This window comes from Phreatobacter stygius (genome assembly GCF_005144885.1).
Taxonomy (GTDB): domain Bacteria; phylum Pseudomonadota; class Alphaproteobacteria; order Rhizobiales; family Phreatobacteraceae; genus Phreatobacter; species Phreatobacter stygius.
This window is the reverse complement of the sequence record NZ_CP039690.1, coordinates 2,107,375-2,129,756: the sequence shown is the minus strand read 5'-3', so window position 1 is coordinate 2,129,756 and position 22,382 is coordinate 2,107,375. Positions and strand designations below refer to the sequence as shown.

Sequence of the window (22,382 nt, the reverse complement as noted above, 5' to 3'; positions counted from 1 at the left end):
CCTTGATCGTCAGGCCGGCATGGCGGTTTCGACGAGCTTGGCCCAATAGCTGGTGCCGGCGGGGATCGCCTTGTCGTCGAAGTCATAGGCCGGGTGGTGGCAGGCGGCGGTATCGCCATTGCCGACGAAGATGTAGCAGCCGGGCCGTTCGTTCAGCATGTAGGAGAAGTCTTCCGCACCCATCAGCGGCGGCGTGTTGGTGTCGACCTTGTCGGCGCCGACAATGGCCTTGGCGACTTCGGCGGCGAACCTGGTCTGGGCCTCGTGATTGAAGGTGACCGGATAACCCCTGACATAGTCGACCTTGGCGGTGCAGCCCATGGCCTTGGCGATGCCCTCGGCCGTCTGCTTCATGCGCTCCTCGACCAGGTCCTGCACCTCCGGCTTGAAGGTGCGCACCGTGCCGAGCATGCGCAGCGTCTGCGGAATGACGTTGAAAGCTTCGCCGGCATGGATCGAGGTGATCGAGACGACGGCGCATTCGATCGGGTCGACATTGCGCGACACGATGGTCTGCATCGCCTGACCGATGGCAAAACCGACCGGCACCGGATCGATGCACAGATGCGGCATGGCGCCATGGCCGCCCTTGCCTTCGATATCGATGATGAAGCGGTCGGCGGCCGCCATGGACGGGCCGGTGCGCACGGCGAAGGTGCCGAGCGGAATGCCCGGCATATTGTGCATGCCATAGACTTCCTGGATGCGGAAACGGGTCATCAGGCCGTCCTTGACCATCAGGTCGCCGCCGCCGCCGCCTTCTTCGGCCGGCTGGAAGATCATGATCGCGGTGCCGTCGAAATTGCGCGTCTCGGCGAGATATTTGGCGGCGCCGAGCAACATGGCGGTGTGGCCGTCATGGCCGCAGGCATGCATCTTGCCCGGGATTTTGGACGTGTGAGGCGCGTTGGTCGCCTCCTCGATCGGCAGCGCGTCCATGTCGGCGCGCAGGCCGATGACCTTGCCGGAGCCGGCCTTGCGGCCCTTGATCACGGCGACCACGCCGGTCTTGCCGAGCCCGGTCACCACCTCGTCGCAGCCGAATTCCTTCAGCTTGTCGGCGACGATGCCGGAGGTCCGGAACACGTCGAACAGCAATTCGGGGTTCTCGTGGAAGTCACGGCGCCAGGCGGTGATTTCATCGGCGAGATCGGCGACGCGGTTGATGATGGGCATGGAACGCTCCGATACGGAAAACGGGTGGCTTGGAGTCTTTGGTCATTCTGCGCCTCTCCACGCAGAAAGCGGGAGAGGCGCGCAGTGGGATCGGGATCAGGCGGCGAGCCGCATTTCGACGAGCTTGGCCCAATAGCTCATGCCGATCGGGATGATCTCGTCGTTGAAGTCATAGGCCGGGTGATGCAGGCCGGCGCTCTCGCCCTGGCCGACGAAGATGAAGGCGCCGGGACGGGCCTCCAGCATGAACGAGAAATCCTCGCCGCCCATGACCGGGGTGACGTTACGCTCGACACCGGCTTCGCCGACCACCGCGGCGGCGGCGTCGGCTGCGAAGACGGTGTTCTCGGCATGGTTGGCGGTGACCGGATAGTCACGGGAATAATGCAGCTTGGCGGTCGCGCCGAACAAGGCGGCCGTGCCTTCGACGACGGCATGCAGGCGGGCTTCGACGAAATCGCGCATTTCCGGCGTCAGCGTGCGCACCGTGCCGAGCAAGGTGGCGGTCTGCGGGATGACATTGTCGGTGAAGCCGGCATTGAAGGCGCAGATCGAGACCACGACATTGTCGAGTGGATTGACGTTGCGCGAGACGATCGACTGGACATTGGCGACGATCTGGGACGCGACCAGCACGGTGTCGACCGACAGATGCGGCTTGGCGGCGTGGCCGCCCTTGCCCTCGACCTCGATGCGGATGCGGTCGGCCGCCGCCAGCAGCGGGCCGGCGCGTAGCGCGAAGGCGCCGACCGGCATGCCCGGCGTGTTGTGCATGCCATAGACCTCCTGGATGCCGAAGCGGTCCATCATGCCGTCATTGACCATTTCACGGCCGCCGCCGCCGCCCTCTTCGGCCGGCTGGAAGATGACCGCCACGGTGCCGTCGAAATTGCGCGTCTCGGCGAGATATTTGGCGGCGCCCAAGAGCATGGCGGTGTGGCCGTCATGGCCGCAGGCGTGCATCTTGCCGGCGGTCTTGGAGGCATAGGCCTTGCCGGTGATCTCGGTCAGCGGCAGGGCGTCCATGTCGGCGCGCAGCCCGATCACCTTGCCTGATCCGCTCTTTGAACCCTTGATCAGGCCGACCACGCCGGTCTTGCCGATGCCGGTGACCACCTCGTCGCAACCGAATTCCCTGAGCTTGTCGGCGACGATGCCGGCGGTGCGGTGCACGTCGAACTGCAGCTCGGGATGTTCGTGCAGGTCGCGCCGCCAGGCGGTGACTTCGTCGTGAAGCGCGGAAATGCGGTTGTTGATGGGCATGGGGGTCTCCGAACAGAAAACGGGTGGATGTCAGGTCTGGGTCACGCCAGTCTCGGCCTTTCCAGGCCATGGGGAGACGGCGGTTGAACGGGCAGGTTTCAGGCGGTGAGCCGCGTCTCCACGAGCTTTGCCCAATAGCTCATGCCGATCGGGATGATCTCGTCATTGAAGTCGTAAGCCGGGTGATGGACATTCGCCGTATCGCCCTGGCCGATGAAGATGAAGGCGCCGGGACGCGCATTCAGCATATAGGAGAAATCCTCGCCGCCCATGACCGGAATAGCGTCGCGGTTGACGCTTGTCTCGCCGACCACGGCCGCGGCGGCATCGGCGGCAAACGGCGTGTGCGCCTCGTTATTGACGGTCACCGGCACGATGCGCTCGTAAGTGAGGCTTGCCTTGGCGCCGAACAGGGCGGCGGTGCCTTCGACCACCTCCTTCAGCCGCTTCTCGACGAAATCTCTGACCTCCGGACTCAAGGTGCGCACCGTGCCGCGCAATTCGGCGGTCTGCGGAATGACATTGTTGGCAAAGCCGGCATTGAAGGCGCAGATCGAGACCACGGCGTTTTCCAGCGGGTCGACATTGCGCGAGACGATCGATTGGACCGCCGTGACGATATGGGCCGCGACCAGGATCGTGTCGACCGACAGATGCGGCTTGGCGGCGTGGCCGCCCTTGCCTTCGACGTCGACGCGGAAATTGTCGACGGCCGCGAGCAGCGGACCGGGCCTGAGCGCAAAGGCGCCGACCGGCAGTCCCGGCGCATTGTGCATGCCATAGACCTCCTGGATGCCGAAACGCTCCATCATGCCGTCGTCGACCATGGCCTGGCCGCCCTTCTCGCCCTCTTCCGCGGGCTGGAAGATGACCGCGACCGCGCCGTCGAAATTGCGTGTCTCGGCGAGATATTTGGCGGCGCCGAGCAACATGGCGGTGTGGCCGTCATGGCCGCAGGCATGCATCTTGCCGGGGGTCTTCGAGGCATGGGGCTTGCCCGACATCTCGGTCAGCGGCAGCGCATCCATGTCGGCGCGCAGCCCGATCACCTTGCCCGAACCGCCGATTTTGCCAGAACTGTTGGAACCCTTGATGATGCCGACCACGCCGGTTCGGCCAATGCCGGTGACCACCTCGTCGCAGCCGAAGCTCCTCAGCTTCTCGGCGACGATGCCGGCGGTGCGGTGGACGTCGAACTGCAACTCCGGATGTTCGTGCAGGTCGCGCCGCCAGGCGGTGACTTCATCATGCAGGGCGGAGATGCGGTTGACGATCGGCATGGGGGGCTCCAGGGCGAAAAGGAATGGGACACGCCGTGCCGGCGTGCTGCCGGTGCGGCGGCGAAACGTGGTCAATGTCAGACGGGAAGCCGGCTTTCGACGATTTTCGCCCAATAGCTCATGCCGATCGGGATGATTTCGTCGTTGAAGTCGTAGGCCGGGTGATGGACGTTGGCTCCTTCGCCCTGGCCAATGAAAATGAAGGCGCCGGGCCGCGCCTCCAGCATGAAGGCAAAGTCCTCGCTGCCCATGATCGGCGGAAACACCCTGTTGACGCTCGCTTCGCCGACAACCGCGGCGGCGGCATCCGCCGCAAAACCGGCCTCGGCCCCATGGTTGGCGGTGACCGGGGCGCCGCGCCGGTAGGTGAGCCGGGCGGTCGCGCCATGGAGCGCCGCGGTCCCATCGACGATGGCTTGCAGGCGCTGCTCGGTCAGGTCGCGCAGCTCCGACGACAGGGTGCGCACGGTGCCGAGCAAGGTTGCCGTCTGCGGGATGACATTGTCGGTGAAACCTGCATTGAAGGCGCAGATCGAGATTACGACCTTCTCCAGCGGGTCGACATTGCGCGAGACGATCGACTGGACGTTCGCGACGATCTGCGCGGCGACGAGGATCGTATCGACCGCATTATGCGGCTGCGCGGCATGGCCGCCCTTGCCCTCGACTTCGATGCGAATGCCGTCGGCCGCCGCCATCAGCGGCCCGGGGCGCAGCGCGAAAGTGCCGACCGGCATCCCCGGCGCATTGTGCATGCCATAGACCTCCTGGATGCCGAAACGCTCCATGACGCGATCCTGGACCATCTCGCGGGCGCCGCCGCCGCCTTCTTCCGCCGGCTGGAAGATGACCGCGACCGTGCCGTCGAAATTGCGCGTTTCGGCGAGATATTTGGCGGCGCCCAAGAGCATGGCGGTGTGGCCGTCATGGCCGCAGGCGTGCATCTTGCCCGCCGTCTTCGAGGCATAGGCCTTGCCGGTGATTTCGGTCAGCGGCAGGGCGTCCATGTCGGCGCGCAGCCCGATGACCTTGCCTGAACCTTGGCCTGAACCTTGGCCTGAACCTTGGCCCGAGCCCTTGATCAGGCCGACCACGCCGGTTCTGCCGATGCCGGTGACCACCTCGTCGCAGCCGAATTCCTTAAGCTTCTCGGCGACGATGCCGGCGGTGCGAAACACGTCGAATTGCAGCTCCGGATATTCATGCAGGTCGCGGCGCCAGGCAGTCACTTCGTCATGCAGGGCGGCGATACGGTTGACGATGGGCATGAAGGATCTCGCGGTCGGGAGGGCAGAGCAAATCGGACAGCGCGGCATCGGTCAATCGAGCAGCCATGCGGATGCGCCATCTTGACGTGCATGGCTCGGCTGGCGTTCGATCCGCCGATGCATATGACCAGCGTCGAACTGCTCCACCGCCTCGTCGGGTTCCCGACCGTCTCGGACACCGACAATCGGGCCCTGATCGACTTCGTCGGCGACTATCTGAAGGCCCATGGCGTCGCCTTCGAGCTGGTGCCGCTGGCCGACGGGCGCAATTTCAATCTGTGGGCGACGATCGGCCCCAATGTCGATGGCGGGATCGTGCTGTCGGGCCATGTCGACGTGGTGCCGGTCGAGGGCCAGCCCTGGAGCAGCGACCCGTTCACCCTGGTCGCCAGGGGCGACAAGCTCTATGGCCGCGGCGCCTGCGACATGAAGGGTTTCGACGCCTGCGTGCTGGCGGCGGTGCCGGCCATGCTCAAGGCCGGCCTGAAGCGGCCGATCCACATTTGTCTGTCGGCGGACGAGGAAGTCCGCATGGCCGGCGCGCGCGCCCTGATCGCCAGGCTCGGCAAGGACTGGGTCAAGCCCGCGGTCTGCATCGTCGGCGAGCCAAGCCGGATGAAGGTGGTCACCGGGCACAAGGGTTATCTGCGCATCGATACGCATGTGCGCGGCTTCGAGGTGCATTCGAGCAACCGCTATGCCGGCGTTTCCGCAGTCATGGTCGCCGCGCGCCTGGTCGCCTGGCTGGAACAGCGCGACCTGAAGAACAAGGCCGAGGCGGAAAGGACCGGCGGCGTGCCACATTTCGATCCGGGCTGGACCATGCTGCATGTCGGCATGATCCAGGGCGGCACGGCGCACAACATCACCGCGCTCGACTGCAAGTTCGTCACCGGCGTCCGGGTCGTGCCGGGCGATGACGGCGAAAATTATGCCCGGGAATACGAAGATTTCGTCCGCACCGAGATCGAGCCTGAGATGAAGGCGGTGCATCCGAGCGCCGGCGTCACCATCACCCGCGGTTATGCCTCGCCGGCGCTCGGCGCCGAACCCGAGGGCGAGGCCGAGCGGCTCGCCCGCAAGCTGACCGGCGACAATGGCACCCATGTGGTGGCCTATGGCGCGGAGGCCGGCTTTTTTCAAAAGGCCGGCCTCTCGACGGTCATTTGCGGGCCCGGCGACATCGCCCAGGCGCACCAGCCGGACGAATGGATCGAGATCTCCGAACTGGCCAAATGTGATGCCTTCATCGCCGGCCTGATCAGGCAATGCGCGGCCTGACGGCCGGTGGCGGGCATGAGCTGGCCGCAGCGCACATAAAGAAATCTTTATGTCTTTATTGCCTCGCGCCGATGGGCGTGCTAGAGGCCGCGCGACCGCTGGACGGGCGTCCGGCGAAGCCTGTTCCGTCCCGCCTGTCCCCTAGAGGATCCCATGGCCGCCATCGACTACATCGTCAAAGACATCGCGCTCGCCGCCTTCGGCCGCAAGGAAATCGACCTCGCCGAGACCGAAATGCCGGGTCTCATGGCGACCCGCGCCGAGTTCGGTGCGTCGCAGCCGCTGAAGGGCGCGCGCATTGCCGGCTCGCTGCACATGACCATCCAGACCGCGGTGCTGATCGAGACCCTGAAGGCTCTCGGCGCCGACATCCGCTGGGTGTCCTGCAACATCTATTCGACCCAGGATCATGCCGCCGCGGCCATCGCCGCCGCCGGCATCCCGGTCTTCGCTTATAAGGGCGAGACGCTGACCGAGTACTGGGACTACACCGCCAAGCTGTTCGACTGGCATGGCGGCGGCACGCCGAACATGATCCTCGACGACGGCGGCGATGCCACCATGTTCGTTCATCTCGGCCTGCGCGCCGAGAACGGCGATGCCGGTTTCCTCGACAAGCCGGAATCGGAAGAAGAGGAAATCTTCTTCGCCCTGCTCAAGAAGAAGCTGGCGGAAAAGCCGAAGGGCTGGTTCGGCGAGCTCGCCAAGGCGATCAAGGGCGTCTCGGAAGAGACCACCACCGGCGTCAACCGGCTCTATCAGCTGGCCTCCGCCGGCAAGCTGCTGTTCCCGGCGATCAACGTCAACGACTCCGTCACCAAGTCGAAGTTCGACAACCTCTACGGCTGCCGTGAATCGCTGGTCGACGCGATCCGCCGCGGCACCGACGTGATGATGTCGGGCAAGGTCGCCTTCGTCGCCGGCTTCGGCGATGTCGGCAAGGGCTCGGCCGCTTCGCTGCGCCAGGCCGGCTGCCGCGTCATCGTCTCGGAAGTCGATCCGATCTGCGCCCTGCAGGCGGCGATGGAAGGCTATGAGGTCGCGACCATCGAGGACGCCCTGTCGCGCGCCGACATCTATGTCACCGCCACCGGCAACAAGGACATCATCACGGTCGACCACATGCGCGCCATGAAGGACCGGGCGATCGTCTGCAACATCGGCCACTTCGACAACGAGATCCAGGTCGCCGGCCTGAAGAACTTCAAGTGGAACAACGTCAAGCCGCAGGTCGACGAGATCGAATTCCCGGGCGGCAACCGGATCATCCTTCTGTCGGAAGGCCGCCTGGTCAATCTCGGCAACGCCATGGGCCACCCGTCCTTCGTCATGTCGGCTTCGTTCACCAACCAGACGATCGCCCAGATCGAATTGTGGACCAATCCCGGCAAGTACGAGAAGAAGGTCTATACCCTGCCGAAGCATCTCGACGAGAAGGTCGCCATGCTGCACCTGGAGAAGATCGGCGTGAAGCTGACCAAGCTGCGGGCCGACCAGGCCGCCTATATCGGCGTGCCGCAGCAGGGTCCGTTCAAGGCCGACCACTACCGCTATTGATCGCAAGCTTGAGCTCTGCGACAGGAAAGGCCCGGCTGCCAAGCCGGGCCTTTTTTGTGCCCCGGCGCATTTTCTGCCTCAACCGACGCGGCTGATGGTCATGCCTCCGTTTTCGCTCTCCACCTTCACCGCCGGGATCATCGCGCCGCTGGTCGGCTTCGCCGGCACGGTTGCCATTGTCATCGCGGCGGCCCAGGCGGTCGGCGCCACGCCCGGCCAGACGATCTCCTGGCTGGCCGCCATTTCGCTCGCTCAGGCGATCAGCGGCATGGCGCTGACCTGGCGCTACAAGATGCCGATCATCATCGCCTGGTCGACGCCGGGGGCCGCGCTGATCGCGGCGACCGGCGGCACCATCACCATGCCGGCGGCGGTCGGCGCTTTCATGCTCGTGGCCGTGCTGATCATCGCCACCGGCCTCGTCCGGCCGATCGGCGACCTGGTCGCCCGGATCCCGCCGGGCATTGCCTCGGCGATGCTGGCGGGCGTGCTGTTCAAATTTGTCGCCGATGTCGTGCTGGCAGCGCCCGGCGCGCCGCTCCTGGTGCTGCCGCTGGTGGTGATCTTCCTGGTTGCCCGCCTGGTTCATCCGGCCAGCGCCATGCTGGTGGTGGTGGCGATGGGCGTCGGGCTCACCTATGCGCTCGGCCTGGCCGGCCCGTTGCCGGGCGATCTCGGCCTTGCCCGGCTGGAATGGGTGACGCCGAGCTTCGAAGCCGGCGCGCTGATCGGGCTCGGCCTGCCGCTTTATCTGGTCACCATGGCGGCGCAGAACCTGCCGGGTCTGGCCGTGCTCCGGGCCAATGGCTACAATCCGCCGGTTGGACCAGTGCTGACGGTGACCGGCATCGCCTCGCTCGTCTCGGCGCCGTTCGGCGCCCATACCTCGAACCTTGCGGCCATCACCGCGGCGATCTGCGCCGGGCCCGACGCCCATCCCGACCGGGCCAAGCGCTGGCCCGCCGGTATCGTCTACGGTCTTGCCTTCATCCTGCTCGCGGCTTTTGCCGATCCCTTCGTGGCGCTGTTTGGCGCCATGCCGAAGGCGCTGATCACCACGATTGCCGGGCTGGCGCTGGCCGGTGCGCTGATGGGGGCGCTGTCGATCGCCATGGGCGACGACAAGACCCGCTTTCCGGCGATCCTCAGTTTTGCGACAGCCGCCTCCGGTGTCTCGGTCCTCGGCGTCGGCGCGGCCTTCTGGGGCCTGGCAATCGGGCTCGTCGCGCTCGGCGTCGAGCGGCTCTGTCACAAGATCGGGATAGGATAACCGTCACGACACGGTGAACGTGATCGCCCGCATCCTTGACGTGCAGGGGAGGCAATCCCTACCTTCATTGGCCGTAGTTTTGATTCCAGGAGAGCGCCATGGGTGCCGTTTCCGCCACCACAGATGCCACCTTCGAGAGCGACGTCATCAAGGCCGACGCTCCCGTCGTGGTCGATTTCTGGGCACCGTGGTGCGGCCCATGCCGGATGATCGCGCCGGCGCTCGATGCCATCTCGACCGAACTTGGCGACAAGGTGAAGATCGTCAAGGTGAATGTCGACGAGAACCCGAAAATCGCCTCCAACTACGGCATCATGTCGATCCCGACCCTGATGATCTTCAAGGGCGGCAAACTGGTCGATCGCAAGACCGGCGCCTCGCCGCAGGCGGCGCTGAAGCAGTGGATCACCACCCACGCCTGACCGGCACCTGCCTGGTCACCAAGAAAGCCGCCGGTTTGCCGGCGGCTTTGTTTTTTGGCGCATGGCTTTGGCCCATGCCCCCGGCACAGCCCGGATGCCGCCGGCGCGGCATTCCCGGCTAGTCTCACCCGCATGGATGGCGAGAGCGACGATATCAAGCCGGCGCGCCGATCAGCCGGATTGCGCCTGCGGGCGGGCGGCCGGCGGGCGCTCGACTGGCTCTTGCCGCCGCTCTGCCTTGCCTGCCGCAATCCGGTCGGCGACCACGGTGCCCTGTGTCCGGGCTGCTGGCGGCGGGTCGGCTATATCGAAATGCCGGTCTGCGACCGGCTCGGCACGCCCTTGCCCTTCGACCTCGGTCCGGGCGCGGTTTCGCCCCAGGCGATCGCCAATCCGCCGGCCTTCGACCGGGCCCGTGCCGCCTTTCGTTTCGACGATGTCGGCCGCGCGCTCGTCCATGGTCTGAAATATGGCGACCGGCTGGAGATCGCGCCGGCGCTGGCCGGCTGGATGGCACGGGCCGGCCGCGAGATCCTCGAAGATGCCGATGCGCTGATCCCGGTGCCGCTGCACTGGACGCGGCTCTTGCGCCGCCGGTTCAATCAGGCGGCCGAACTGACGCGCCACCTGTCGGCGCGGACCGGCATTGCCAACGAAGCGCTGGTGCTGAAGCGCGGTCGGCGAACCTCGCATCAGGTCGGGCTGACCCGGGCCCAGCGGCTGGACAATGTCGCGGGCGCGTTCCAGGTCTTGGACGAGAAGAAGGGCTGGGTCAGGGGCCGAAAGCTCGTGCTGGTCGATGATGTCCTGACCACCGGTGCGACCATTGAGGCCTGTGCACGGGTGCTGCGCCGTGCCGGCGCGGCTCGCATCGATGTGTTGACCGCGGCAAGGGTTGTGGAGGGCCCCTTCGCGGTCCATATCTGATGGCCGATACGACCCACGAGATGAGCTTGATGCCCGAAATCGTCATCTATACCAAGGATTACTGCCCCTATTGCCATGCGGCGAAGCAGCTCTTGAAGCGCAAGGGCGCGGCTTTCACCGAAATCGACATCCAGAAGCACCCGGAACGGCGCGCCGAGATGATCCAGAAGTCCGGCGGCAGCTCGACGGTGCCGCAGATCTTCATTGGCTCGCAGCATGTCGGCGGCTCCGACGACGTCCATGCGCTGGATGACGCCGGCAAGCTCGACCTTCTGCTGGCGGCCTGATCTTGGCGACTGACATGAGCGGCACATTTACCGCGGCCTGCGTGCAGATGCGCGCGGATATCGACATCAAGGCGAGCCTCGATCAGTCGCTCGGGCTCGTCCGTGAAGCTGCGCGTGCCGGCGCGGCCTATGTCCAGACGCCGGAAATGACCAATATCCTGCAGCCGGACCGGCCGAAATTCTTCGAGACCATCAAGGCCGAGGCTGACGATCCGTGCTTGCCGGTGTTCCAGGCCGAGGCCATGACGCTCGGCATCTGGCTGCATATCGGCTCGCTCGCCATCAAGATCGGCGAGAAACAGGCGGCCAATCGCGGCTACCTGATTTCACCCGACGGCGAGATCGTCGTGGCCTATGACAAGATCCATATGTTCGACGTCAACCTGGCGAACGGCCAGACCTATCGGGAATCGGCCGCCTATGCCCCCGGCGACCGTGCCGTCGTGGCCGATCTGCCTTGGGCCAGGCTCGGTGTGACGATCTGCTACGATCTGCGCTTCCCGCAGCTCTACCGGTCGCTGGCCGAGGCCGGCGCCGGCATCATGGCGATCCCGTCCTCGTTCACCGTGCCGACCGGCCAGGCCCATTGGCACGTGCTGATGCGTGCGCGCGCCATCGAGACCGGCGCCTTCGTGATCGCCGCGGCCCAAGGCGGCAAGCATGCCTGCGGCCGCGAGACCTATGGCCACAGCCTGATCGTCGATCCCTGGGGCACGATCCTGGCCGAGGCCGACCACGACGAACCGGCGGTGATCCTGGCCGAGATCGACCCGGCCAAGGTTGCCGAGACCCGCGGCCGCATTCCCTCGCTCGCCAATGGCCGGGTGTTCCGGCTGGAGGGCACGCCATGATCAAATATGCACTCGCCTGCGACAGCGCGCACGAATTCGAGAGCTGGTTCCCCTCGTCCGACAGCTTCGACCAGCAGCTGAAGCGCGGCCTCGTCACCTGCCCGGCCTGCGGCTCGGCCAAGGTCGGCAAGACCATCATGGCGCCGCAGGTGGCGCGCAAGGACCGCGCCGCCGTGGCCGCGCCCCGGCCGGACGAGCCGCGCAAGGTCGCGATGGTTTCACCCGAAGAGCAGGAGCTGCGCGCCAAGATCAAGGAATTGCGCGACCATCTCGTCGCCAATTCCGATGCGGTCGGCGACAAGTTCGCCGAAGAGGCGCGCAAGATCCATTACGGCGAGACCGAACATCGCTCGATCCATGGCTCGGCGACGCCCGAAGAAGCCCGTGAGCTCGCCGACGAGGGCATCGAGTTCCACGCCCTGCCGGTGCTGCCGGACGAGAGGAATTGATCGACCGGCCGGCTTCCTATTCGCCGGGGGCGCTGCTACCCCTCGGCGAACAGGAGCTCTTGCATGTCCCGCTTCGTCACCGCGTTTTTTGCGTCTCTCGCCTGCTTCGTCCTGCCCGCGCATGCCGACGAAGCCACCGTGCGGGTGACCAATGAGAGCGTGCCGACGCTCTGCGCGGAAGAGGACAATGTCGATCTTCGCTTCCACTCGCCGTCGGTCCGGCGCTTTCGCATCGAGGCGCAGCATCCGGCCGTGATCGGATCGATCGTTCAGGATTCGACTGCTCCCGACTTCACCAATTGCACCATCACCGACAAGGCCGACCATCGCTTCACGCCGCGACGGGTGGTGCTGCACGACGATCCGCGGCTGCGGGTCGTCGGTATCACCTTCGACAAGTTCTGGCGGCCCGAACGGGTGCCGGTGACGGTCGCGGGGCGCCGTGACGAAGGCTTTCACCTGATCCAGCTGTTCTGGAAGGGGCGCGGGCAGCAGCCCTATGAATTCCTGGTGCTCTACCCGGTCGACGGCTACTGGCGCATCAAGCCGCGCCCGCCGCGGCATTTGCGCGACATCGTCTACGGCACCTCGTTCCTCGTCGGGCCGATCGAGGTGATGCAGCGGCCGGTGGTCAATCTCTCGGCCATCGCCTTCGACCCGGCGAGCCTGACCTTCGACCTCACCTTCAAGGCCGGCGGCACCGCCAGGCTCAAGGTCCAGACCGTCGATCGCCTGCGGGTGGCGGTCGAGGTCGAGCTCGAGCAGCCAGTGGTCAATGGCCCGTTTGCCGGGCTGCGGTCCATGTATGTCGCCGAGACCAATGCCGATGGCGCCCATGTCGATTGGCGCGCGCCGGCCGAGAACCGCTGGCACCAGAGCCCGGTGATGAACTTCCAAGGCGGCCAGGGCATCGAGGTCAGGCTCGGACGGCATCTGGCGAGCCGCCACAACACCTCATCGCCCGATCATCTCCTGTCGGCCTTCCGGAACTGACGCCGGCGGCAGCGCCGGCTTGTCTTCCGTGCTGTCGGATGCTCCAATCCGTGCAACAGCACGTCGACCGGCCGCGCCATCAGCTGCGACAAGGACCGGATCTGGGGAGGATCAACAGATGAAAGCCGTCGTCATCGAGGGTTTCGGCGATCCCGCGGCCACCATCCAGTTGAAGGACCTGCCCGATCCGCCGCCGCCGGCGCCGGGCGAGGTGACGGTCGAGATGCTGGTGCTCAACATCAACCCGTCCGACCTGTTGCAGATCCAGGGTCTCTACGGCGTCTCCAAGCCGCCCTTGCCGTTCATTCCAGGCGGCGAGGCGGTCGGCCGGGTCGCCGCGGTGGGCGAGGGCGTCCAGGGCCTTGAAGTCGGCGACATCGTCTCGCCGATGATCCTCAATTGCTGGGTCGAGCGGGTGAACATCAAGGCGCATCTCGCCATGAAGCTGCCTGATAATATCGACCTCAAGCAGGCTTCCATGATCAAGGGCAATCCGGCCACCGCCGAGGCGCTGCTGGCCGATCAGGTGCCGCTCAAGGCTGGCGACTGGCTGATGCAGAATGCCGCCAACTCGGCGGTCGGAACCTTTCTGGTCAAGCTCGCGGCCGAGCGCGGCATCAACACGCTGAACATCGTCCGGCGCGCCAGCGCGGTTGACGCCGTCAAGGCGGCCGGCGGCACGGCGGTGGTGGCGGATGGGCTCGACGATCCCAGGGCGTTTCGCAAGCTGACCCGCGACCTGACCGGCGGCGCGCCGGTCAAGCTGGCGCTCGACGCCATTGGCGGGGCGGCGACCGGCGTCATGGCCAATGCCGTCGCCGATGGCGGCACGATCGTCAATTACGGCCTCCTGTCCGGCGAGCAATGCCGGATCGACGCGCAGCACCTGATCTTCCGGAAGGTGACGCTGAAGGGCTTCTGGCTGATCCACTGGTTCGCCGATGCCGGCCGCGAACGCCTGGCCGCAACCTATGCCAGCATCGCCAAGGGCATGGCCCAGGGCACGCTGACCACGCCGGTGGCCGAGGTCATCCCGTTCGACGAGGCCAAGCGCGCCATGGCCGCGGCGGGCGAGGGCGGCCGTGCCGGCAAGGTGCTGATGGTCACCAAGGCCTATCAGGGCTGATGACGGCTCTCAGCCGTAGAGCCGCCTGATCGCCTCGGCATATTTCGCCTCGATCGCCTTGCGCCGCACCTTCATGGTGGCGGTGACCTCGCCGTCGTCATGGTCGAGCTCCTTGTCGAGGATCTCGAAGCGTTTGATCCGGGCGACCTGAGCCAGGGTGTCATTGGCCTTGTCGATATCGGCGCTGACCAGATCGCGCACCGCCGGATGCTGCGACAGGTTTTTGTAGTTGGTGAAGGCAATGCCCTTCATCTCGGCCCATTTGCCGACCGTCTCGATCTCGATCTGGATCAGGGCCGCGACATATTTCCGGCGATCGCCGAAGACGATGCATTCCTTGATGAAGGGGCTGGTCTTCACCGCATGTTCGATCTCGGTCGGCGACAGGTTCTTGCCGCCAGCCGTGATCATGATGTCCTTCTTGCGGTCGACGATCTTGATGTGACGGCCAAGATGTTCGGCGACGTCTCCGGTATGCAGCCAGCCGTCGATAATGCTCGCCCTGGTCGCTTCCTCGTTCTTGTAATAGCCCTCGAACACCGCGGGCCCCCTGACCAGGATCTCGCCGTCGGCGGCCAGATCGACGGTCGACCCTTTCATCGGCGTGCCGACCGTGCCGACGACCACGTCATCGGCGGTCTGGCCGAGCACGCCGCCCGAGGTCTCGGTCATGCCGTAGAGCTCGACCAGCGGGACCCCGATGGTGCGGAAGAAGCGGATCACCTCGGGCGAGATCGGCGCCGCGCCGGTGAAGGCGACGCGGCAGCGGGTCAATCCGATGGCGTTTTTCAGGGCGCGGAACACCGCGACATAGGCCAGTGCATATTTGGCACGCTCGACCAGCGTCCATTGCGGCGGCGCCTTGGCGGCGAAAGGTTCGCACAGACGGAAGGCGGTCCGGTACAGCCATTTCTGCACCGGCCGCGCCTCGTACATCATCACCTGGATGCCCGAATGCATCTTCTCCCAGATGCGCGGCACACCGAGGAAGCTCGATGGCGCCACCTCGCGCAGGTCCTCCTGGACGGTGCGCAAGCTCTCGCCGAAATTCACCTGGCTGGCCGAGTAGAGCGGTCCGAACACGGTCGTGCCCTGTTCGGCGACGTGGCAGAGCGGCAGGTAGGACAGCGTCGACCAGCCCTCGCCAATGCCATAGCGATCGAGCAGGCCGGTCGCTCCCGCCCGGATGTTGCGGTAGGACAGCATCGCGCCCTTGGGCTTGCCGGTCGAACCCGAGGTATAGATCAGCAGGGCGATGTCGTTCAGCGAATGATCCCGCATCAGCTCGTCGGCGAGGCCCGGGGCCTTTTCGTCCTCGGCGCGGCCGAGCGCCTCGACCTCGTCGAAGGTCATCACCAGGCCGGGCTCGTAGCCGGCCAGGCCCCGGTCTTCCAGCGCGATGACCTTGATGATCTTCGGCAGGTCGGCGCGCGCCTCGACGATCTTGTCGATCTGCTCCTGGTCCTCGCAAACCACGATGCTCACATCGGCATGATCGAGCACATAGGCAACCTCGCTTGCCGGACTGGTCGAGTAGACGCCGACCGTCACGGCTCCGACGATGCCGGCGCCGAGCTGGGAGAGAACCCATTCGATGCGGTTTTCGGAGATAATGCCGACATGGTCCTTGGGCTTCAGCCCAAGCGCGCGAAGGCCGAGACCGACATGGCGGGCGCGCCGCCAATAGTCGGCGTAGCTGGTCGGCTGCCAGATGCCGTAGCGCTTTTGCCGGATGGCGATGGCGTCCGGCTTGCTCCGGGCGTGGTCGCGCAACATCTCGATGATGGTCCTGGCCGGCAGCGCGGCCGGATCGGCGGCAGCGGGTGCCGCCGCATCCGAGGTCTCGCGGAACTGGTTCAACGGAATGACGGTCGCGGTCATGACAGCCACCTCTTCCTGCGCTTGTAGTGCTTGATGTCGCGATAGCTCTTGTGCGCGAGACCCAGGTAGAATTCCTGGACGTCGCGGTCGGCGATGAGCTTGTCGGTCGGCCCGTCGATGACGATCCGCCCTGTTTCCATGATGTAGCCGTAATGGGCGATGGACAGCGCGACGGCGGCATTCTGCTCGACCAGCAGCATGGAGACGCCCTCCTCGGCATTGATGCGGGCGATGATCGAGAAGATTTCTTCGACCAGCAGCGGCGCCAGGCCGAGCGAGGGTTCGTCGAGCAGGATGACACGCGGCTGCGCCACCAGCGCACGGCCGATGGCGAGCATCTGCTGTTCGCCGCCGGAGAGATAGCCGGCAACATTCTTCCGCCGCTCGGCGAGTCGCGGAAAGTAACGATAGACATTGTCGAAATCGGGCTTGGCATCCGCCTTGCCGGTCAGCGCATAGGTGGCGGCGACCAGATTCTCCTCGACCGTCAGGTCGGCGAAGATGCGCCGGCCCTCCATGACGTGGAACAGGCCGGAGCGCACCAGCCGATGCGGCGCACTCTGCTCGACCGGCTTGCCGTCGAACAGGATGCGGCCCTCGGTGACCAGGCCGTTTTCCATCGGCAGCAGCGCCGAGACCGCTTTGAGCACGGTCGACTTGCCGGCGCCGTTGGAGCCGAGCAGCGCGACGATCTGGCCCTTGGGGACCGCCAGCGACAGGCCGCGCAAGGCCTGGATGGCCTTGTTGTAGACCACCTCGATATTGTTGACCTCGAGGATCATGTCGCTGGTCGCTGTCATGGCTGGCTGCCGGTGAGAGGACGGGGTGACCGAAACCGGGAATGTCGATGCGGTGATCCTGGCATCACCCCGCAGCTCCGATGCTGATCCAGTCGGAGGCCGGCACCAGGCGCTTGTCGGCGGCCTTGAACTCGTAGATGCGCCCGACCGGAATGGAATTGCGGGTGATCGATGCCGGCACGCCGATCAGACCGCCGGTGTCGAAATTCTGGATCGAGCGCGCTGCCTTCATCAGGTTCGGCGCATTGAGTTCCTGATTGGCGGCAAGCACGCGCCGCAGCGTCTCGCTGGCGATCAGCGCATTGGTCCAGCCCTGGAAATAGGCGTTGATGCGCGTGCGTGCTGGGTTGACCTCGCGGATCGCGGCCAGTTGCGCGCCGGCCCGGCTGGTGTCGAATTCGTAACAGGAGACACCGAGATAGCCGTCGGCGACCGCTCCCGCCCGGTTCATCAAGGTCGCGTCGGTCGAGAAGATCGTGCCCATGAACTTCGAGGTCATGCCGGCCTGGCGGGCCTGGGCCATGAATTCCGGGATCGGCTGCAGGGCGTAGCCATGGAAGATGACGTAGTCGGGATTGCGCCGGCGGATCTTCAGGACATCGCCCGACACATCGACCGAGCCTGGCTGGGTGGCGATCTTCTCGACCACGGTGAGGCCGAGCCGGCCGGCCTCGCGTTCGGTCGCGGCGATCGGGTCACGGCCGAACTCGGTATCGGAATAGACCAGCACGACCGAGGCATTGCGCTTCTGGCCCTGGATATAACGCAGCAGCACCTTCATCTGGTCGGTGTAATTCGGTCCGGGCATCCATTGGTTCGGAAAGCCCTGGGGGTCGTCGACTTCGGTCGCGAAGGAATTGCCGGCCATGACGGTGGTGCCGCGCCGGTTCAATTCCGGATTGATCGCCTTCTGGAAGCCGGTGGAATCACCGAGGAAGACCGGCATCTGATGCTGGCTGGTCATCCGGGTGAAGATGGCGACCGCCTGATCGACCCGGTAGGCCGAATCCTCGGTCAGGAACCGGATCCGGCGGCCGGCAATGCCGCCTTGCTTGTTGACCCAGTCGAAATGGTCGCGGCTTCCCTCGAAGCTTTCGGCGCCGGCAAATGCAAACACGCCGGTCAGTGCCGTGGCCGAGCCAATGACGATGTCGGGGGGCTGGGCGAAGCTGCGACCGGTGGCGGTCGCGGCCAGTGCCGCGCCGAGGCCGAGACGATTGAAGCTGCGGCGATGCAGAGCCGGCATTGATACCCTCCCTTGGACCTTCGACCCGGCCGGCGGCGTCGACAGCCGCCGGCCGGGCTCTTGAACCCTGCCTCAGCTGGTCGGCGCGATGGTCATCCAGTCGGAGGCCGCGACCAGCCGCTTTTCGGCGGCCTTGAATTCGTAGATCCGGCCGACGGGAATCGAGTTGCGGGTGATCGAGACGGGCACGCCGACGACGCCGCCGGTGTCGTAATTCTGGATCGAGCGCGCCGCCTTCATCAGGTTGACCGCATTGAACTCCTGATTGGCGGCAATCGTGCGCTTCAGCGTCTCGACCGCGATCATCGCATTGGTCCAACCCTGGAAATAGGCGTTGGTGCGCACCCGCGTGCCGTTGAACTCGCGCACCAGCGCCATCTGGGAGCCCGGTGCATTGGGGTCGAAATTGTAACAGGAAACCCCGAGATAACCGTCGGCGACGGCGCCGGCGCGGCTCATCATCAGGCTGTCGGTGGAATAGAACGTGCCCATGAATTTCGAGGTCATGCCGGCCTGGCGGGCCTGGGCCATGAATTCGGGGATCGGCTGCAGCACATAGCCGTGGAAGATCACATAGTCCGGGTTGCGCCGGCGGATCTTCAAGACGTCGCCGGACACGTCGACCGAGCCCGGCTGGGTGATGATCTTCTCGACCACGTTCAGTCCCAGACGCGCCGCCTCCTGCTCGGCCGCCACGATCGGGTCGCGGCCGAACTCGGTATCGGAATTGACCAGCACGACGGAGGCGCCGCGCTTCTGGGCCTGGATGTAACGCAGCAGCACGCGCAACTGGTCGGAATAGTTCGGGCCGGGAATCCACTGGTTCGGGAAGCCCGCGGCATCGTCGATCTCGGTGGCGAAGGAGGCGCCGGCCATGACCGTGGTGCCGCGCCGGTTCAATTCCGGATTGATCGCCTTCTGGAAGCCGGTGGAATCGCCGAAGAAGATCGGGATGGTGTTCTGGCTGGTCAGCTTGGTGAAGATCGCCACCGCATTGTCGACCCGATAGCCGGAATCCTCGGCGATATATTTGATCTTGCGGCCGGCGACGCCGCCCTGGCGGTTGACCCAGTCGAAATGGTCGCGCGCGCCCTCGAAGCCCTCGACGCCGGCAAAAGCGAAGACGCCGGTGAGCGGGCTGGCCGCGCCGATGACGATCTCGGGCGCCTGGGCGAAGCTGCGGCCGCCCGATGTTGCGACCAGGGCGGCGCCGAGGCCGAGCTGGTTGAACGTCCGCCGGGACAGTCTGGTCGAAGTCGGTTGTGTCATGGCTATCCTCCTCGAAGGGTTTATCCCGCCTTGCCGGCGGTGTTCGGGTCTCAGGTTCTGAACGGCCAGAGCGCGAAGAAACGCCGGATGCGGCGCCACATCTCGGCGAGCCCCATCGGCTCGAAGATCAGGAAGCCGACGATCAGCACGCCGAACACGACATTGCGCACCGGCGCGAGATAGATCGGCGCGTCCGGGTACCAGGGCGTGATCAAGGCCGCGATGAGCTTCAGCAGTTCCGGCACCAGGGTCATGAACACCGCGCCGAAAATGGCGCCGACAATGGTGCCGGCGCCGCCGACGATGACCGCGGCGAGAAAGAAGATCGAGGCGAGCGCCGGAAAGCTCTCCGGGGTCACGACCCGGAACAGATAGGCCCAGAGGCCGCCGGCGACGCCGGCATAAAAGGACGAGATGGCAAAGCTGATCAGCTTGTATTTGAACAGGGGTATGCCGATGATTTCGGCCGAGATGTCGCGGTCGCGGATGGCGATGAAGGCGCGTCCGATGCGGGTGCGGAACAGGTTCCTGGCGGCCAGCACCATGACGACGGCGATCGGCATGATCAGCCAGTAGAGCCGCTCGGGCGTTGCCAGTTCGATGCCGAGGACGCTTGCGGTCGGCACGTTGAGGCCGCGCAGGCCGCCGGTCACCGGTGTCCAGTTGAGGAAGACGAAGTGCAGGATGACGGAGGCCGCCAGCGTCGCGATGGCGAGATAGAGGCCCTTGATGCGCAGCGACGGCAGCCCGACGAGGATGCCGATGGCCGCGGCGATCGCGCCGGCGATGACCAGGTTGAGGAGAACCGGCGTGCCGAACCGGCCGTCGAAGAAGGCGACGCAATAGGCGCCCACCGCCATGAAGGCGGCATGGCCGAGGCTGACCTGGCCGGTATAGCCGGTCAGGATGTTCAGGCCGGTGGTGGAGATGACATTGATCATCACCAGCACGGCGAGGAACATCCAGTAGCCCGAGCCGATGAGCGGATAAGCGAACAGGGCGACGATCAGGGCGGCGAACCAGACCCGCTGGGTGTCGGTCTTGAACAGCGCCTCGTCGGCGGCGTAGCTTTCCTTGGCGGTTGCGATCCGCATCTCACAACCTCTCGATTTCGTGGGTGCCGAACAGGCCGTAGGGCCTGACTGTCAGCACGATGAGCAGGATCGAGAAGGTGGCGACCAGTTTGAATTCGCCGCCGAAGACGCGCCCGACCATGGCCTCGAGCCAGCCGACGAACAGGCCCGCGATGAGCGCGCCGGCAATGCTGTCGAGGCCGCCGAGGATGACCACGACGAAGACCGACAGGCCGAACAGCCCCATGGCCGAGGAAATGCCGCCGACCGAGCCGACCAGAATGCCGGCAAGGGCTGCGACCACCGAGGCCAGCATCCAGGAAAACGAGAAGACGCCCGCCACATTGATGCCGACGGACGAGGCCGCCGCACGGTCGGTGGCGGTGGCGCGCAAGGCCACGCCGCCGCGCCAGAACGCGAAGACGGTGATCAATGCCGACACGACGGCAGCGGCGATCAGGAACGAATAGGCGGTCTTGGAGGCGACGAACGCCTCGCCGATGATCACCGGCTGCGAGGGCAGAAATTCCGGCAGGCGGCGCGGCTCGGCGGTCCAGATGATCTCGGCCAGGCCGATCAGGATCGACGAGAGCCCGATCGTCACCATGAAGACCGAGATCGGATTGTCCTTCATCAAGGGCCGGATCATCAGCCGCTCGATGACGCCGCCGACGAGCGCCGCGACCACCAAAGTGGCCGGGATCGCCGCCCAGATCGGCAAGGCCAGGCCCGCCGAGAAGCCGTAGAACACGAAGGCGCCAACCATCAGCATCTCGCCAATGGCCAGATTGATCACCTTGGTTGCCTTGTAGATGATGACGAAGGCGACGCCGGTGAGCGCCAGCAGCGCGCCGGTGCCGAGGCCGGCGAGGCTGGTTTCGACGAGGTCGACGAGATCTATATTGGCAAACATCAGGCCACCACCTCGGGCAGAACCTTGCGCGGATCGCCGGACGAGCCGAGATAGGCCTTGATCACGTCCGGGTTGGCGCGCACGTCGGCCGGTGTGCCGGCGGCGATGCGGCGGCCGAAATTCAGGACGCAGACATGGTCGGATATATCCATGACCATGCCCATGTCGTGCTCGACCAGGAGGACGGTGACGCCCCATTCGTCGCGCACGTCGAGAATGGCGCGGGCCATGTCCTCGGTCTCTTCGCGGTTCATGCCGGCGACCGGCTCGTCGAGCATCAGGATGCGCGGCCGCATGGCGAGCGCCCGGGCCAGTTCGACCTTCTTCTGCAGGCCATAAGGCAGGATCGCCACCGGCACGTTGCGGATATGGTCGAGTTCGAGAAAATCGATGACGTCGCGCTCGATCTCGGCGCGCAGCTGCATTTCCTCGCGCCTGGCGCGGCCCCAATAGAGAAAGGCGTCGAAGACATTGGTCTCGAGATGGGCATGGCGGCCGAGCTTGATGTTGTCGAGCACGGTCATGCCGCGGAACAGCGCGATGTTCTGGAAGGTGCGGGCGAGGCCGAGCTTGGCGCGGTCGCGCGCCGGCACATGGGTGATGTCCTGGCCGTCGAGCAGCACCTTGCCGGCCTTCGGCTGGTAGAAGCCGGACATGGCATTGAAGGCGGAGGTCTTGCCCGCGCCATTCGGGCCGATCAGCGCGGTGATCGAGCCGGGCGCGACCGACAGCGAGACGCCGTCCAGCGCCTTGACGCCGCCGAACTGCAACGACAGGCCTTCGACGTCCAGACGCGCGGCAGGCGGCCGCGTTGGCGCGGCCGATGATGATGGCGACAACGCCATGTCCTCCCTGGAGCGGCACCGCGCGGGATTGCCCGTCTTCGGTGCCGAACGATTTCCCCATCCGGCCGAGCCGGACTTGCCAGGGAGGCTAGCGGCGCTTGCGCCGACGTCAATGCGATTTCGTGCTTCAAACGGCCCCATCGGCCGTTCGACGGATGGCTGTTGTCCGGCAAATGTCCAAAAATCGACCTTTCGGCCTGCCGGC

The 22,382-nt window shown here is 65.6% G+C and carries 21 protein-coding genes; 10 read left to right on the top strand and 11 right to left on the bottom strand.

Translation table 11 applies throughout. From position 1 onward, the window contains the following. Positions 1-9 precede the first annotated feature (9 nt). The 4 genes from E8M01_RS09695 to E8M01_RS09680 form a co-directional block, all read right to left on the bottom strand. On the bottom strand, positions 10-1,176 hold the full coding sequence (locus E8M01_RS09695; RefSeq protein WP_136959934.1) for a M20 aminoacylase family protein: 1,167 nt from the start codon (positions 1,174-1,176) through the stop codon (positions 10-12). A 96-nt stretch (positions 1,177-1,272) separates the two neighbouring features. Further along, positions 1,273-2,439: a M20 aminoacylase family protein gene (locus E8M01_RS09690; protein ID WP_136959933.1), complete on the bottom strand. Its 1,167-nt coding sequence runs from the start codon at positions 2,437-2,439 to the stop codon at positions 1,273-1,275. A gap of 98 nt (positions 2,440-2,537) precedes the next feature. After that, positions 2,538-3,719, bottom strand: a complete 1,182-nt coding sequence (locus E8M01_RS09685) for a M20 aminoacylase family protein (protein WP_136959932.1) — start codon at positions 3,717-3,719, stop codon at positions 2,538-2,540. A gap of 77 nt (positions 3,720-3,796) precedes the next feature. Next, positions 3,797-4,987 carry a M20 aminoacylase family protein gene (locus tag E8M01_RS09680; RefSeq protein WP_136959931.1) on the bottom strand — a complete coding sequence of 397 codons (1,191 nt, stop codon included), beginning with the start codon at positions 4,985-4,987 and terminating at the stop codon, positions 3,797-3,799. A 117-nt stretch (positions 4,988-5,104) separates the two neighbouring features. Here E8M01_RS09680 and argE point away from each other — a divergent pair, with 117 nt between their 5' ends. The 10 genes from argE to E8M01_RS09630 all read left to right on the top strand — a co-directional run bounded on the left by argE (position 5,105) and on the right by E8M01_RS09630 (position 14,150). Beyond that, positions 5,105-6,268, top strand: coding sequence for an acetylornithine deacetylase (gene argE / locus E8M01_RS09675; RefSeq protein ID WP_215908872.1), 1,164 nt, complete (start codon positions 5,105-5,107; stop codon positions 6,266-6,268). Between the two features lie 153 nt (positions 6,269-6,421). Next, the gene (ahcY, locus tag E8M01_RS09670; RefSeq protein WP_136959930.1) at positions 6,422-7,825 is read left to right on the top strand and encodes an adenosylhomocysteinase; all 1,404 of its coding nucleotides are present in this window, start codon (positions 6,422-6,424) and stop codon (positions 7,823-7,825) included. Positions 7,826-7,919: 94 nt separating this feature from the next. Continuing rightward, positions 7,920-9,095: a benzoate/H(+) symporter BenE family transporter gene (locus tag E8M01_RS09665; protein WP_246088662.1), complete on the top strand. Its 1,176-nt coding sequence runs from the start codon at positions 7,920-7,922 to the stop codon at positions 9,093-9,095. A gap of 98 nt (positions 9,096-9,193) precedes the next feature. Next, positions 9,194-9,517, top strand: a complete 324-nt coding sequence (gene trxA / locus E8M01_RS09660; protein WP_136959929.1) for a thioredoxin — start codon at positions 9,194-9,196, stop codon at positions 9,515-9,517. 132 nt (positions 9,518-9,649) lie between these two features. Continuing rightward, positions 9,650-10,444, top strand: a complete 795-nt coding sequence (locus E8M01_RS09655; RefSeq protein WP_136959928.1) for a ComF family protein — start codon at positions 9,650-9,652, stop codon at positions 10,442-10,444. Between the two features lie 29 nt (positions 10,445-10,473). Beyond that, the gene (grxC, locus tag E8M01_RS09650) at positions 10,474-10,731 is read left to right on the top strand and encodes a glutaredoxin 3 (RefSeq protein ID WP_136959927.1); all 258 of its coding nucleotides are present in this window, start codon (positions 10,474-10,476) and stop codon (positions 10,729-10,731) included. A gap of 14 nt (positions 10,732-10,745) precedes the next feature. After that, a complete protein-coding gene (locus E8M01_RS09645; protein WP_136959926.1) occupies positions 10,746-11,582 on the top strand; it encodes a carbon-nitrogen hydrolase family protein in 837 nt (278 codons plus the stop codon). After that, complete coding sequence (locus tag E8M01_RS09640; RefSeq protein ID WP_136959925.1) at positions 11,579-12,031, top strand: DUF1178 family protein; 453 nt, start codon at positions 11,579-11,581, stop codon at positions 12,029-12,031. Before E8M01_RS09645 ends, E8M01_RS09640 begins: the two co-directional genes overlap by 4 nt. 63 nt (positions 12,032-12,094) lie before the next feature. Further along, positions 12,095-13,024 (top strand): hypothetical protein, encoded by a 930-nt coding sequence (locus tag E8M01_RS09635; protein WP_136959924.1) that lies wholly within the window; start codon positions 12,095-12,097, stop codon positions 13,022-13,024. A 118-nt stretch (positions 13,025-13,142) separates the two neighbouring features. Further along, positions 13,143-14,150, top strand: coding sequence for a zinc-dependent alcohol dehydrogenase family protein (locus tag E8M01_RS09630; RefSeq protein WP_136959923.1), 1,008 nt, complete (start codon positions 13,143-13,145; stop codon positions 14,148-14,150). A 9-nt stretch (positions 14,151-14,159) separates the two neighbouring features. Here E8M01_RS09630 and E8M01_RS09625 read toward each other — a convergent pair whose 3' ends face one another. The 7 genes from E8M01_RS09625 to E8M01_RS09595 all read right to left on the bottom strand — a co-directional run bounded on the left by E8M01_RS09625 (position 14,160) and on the right by E8M01_RS09595 (position 22,177). After that, positions 14,160-16,031, bottom strand: a complete 1,872-nt coding sequence (locus E8M01_RS09625; protein ID WP_136959922.1) for an AMP-dependent synthetase/ligase — start codon at positions 16,029-16,031, stop codon at positions 14,160-14,162. Beyond that, positions 16,028-16,831: an ABC transporter ATP-binding protein gene (locus tag E8M01_RS09620; protein WP_136959921.1), complete on the bottom strand. Its 804-nt coding sequence runs from the start codon at positions 16,829-16,831 to the stop codon at positions 16,028-16,030. Before E8M01_RS09620 ends, E8M01_RS09625 begins: the two co-directional genes overlap by 4 nt. Before the next feature lie 64 nt (positions 16,832-16,895). Continuing rightward, on the bottom strand, positions 16,896-18,077 hold the full coding sequence (locus tag E8M01_RS09615) for an ABC transporter substrate-binding protein (protein ID WP_136959920.1): 1,182 nt from the start codon (positions 18,075-18,077) through the stop codon (positions 16,896-16,898). A gap of 72 nt (positions 18,078-18,149) precedes the next feature. Further along, entirely contained in the window at positions 18,150-19,346 is a 1,197-nt protein-coding gene (locus E8M01_RS09610; protein WP_136959919.1) for an ABC transporter substrate-binding protein, read from the bottom strand. Positions 19,347-19,396: 50 nt separating this feature from the next. Continuing rightward, the gene (locus E8M01_RS09605) at positions 19,397-20,440 is read right to left on the bottom strand and encodes a branched-chain amino acid ABC transporter permease (RefSeq protein WP_136959918.1); all 1,044 of its coding nucleotides are present in this window, start codon (positions 20,438-20,440) and stop codon (positions 19,397-19,399) included. A gap of 1 nt (position 20,441) precedes the next feature. Beyond that, a complete protein-coding gene (locus E8M01_RS09600; protein WP_136959917.1) occupies positions 20,442-21,332 on the bottom strand; it encodes a branched-chain amino acid ABC transporter permease in 891 nt (296 codons plus the stop codon). After that, positions 21,332-22,177: an ABC transporter ATP-binding protein gene (locus E8M01_RS09595; protein WP_136959916.1), complete on the bottom strand. Its 846-nt coding sequence runs from the start codon at positions 22,175-22,177 to the stop codon at positions 21,332-21,334. Before E8M01_RS09595 ends, E8M01_RS09600 begins: the two co-directional genes overlap by 1 nt. Positions 22,178-22,382: the final 205 nt, after the last annotated feature.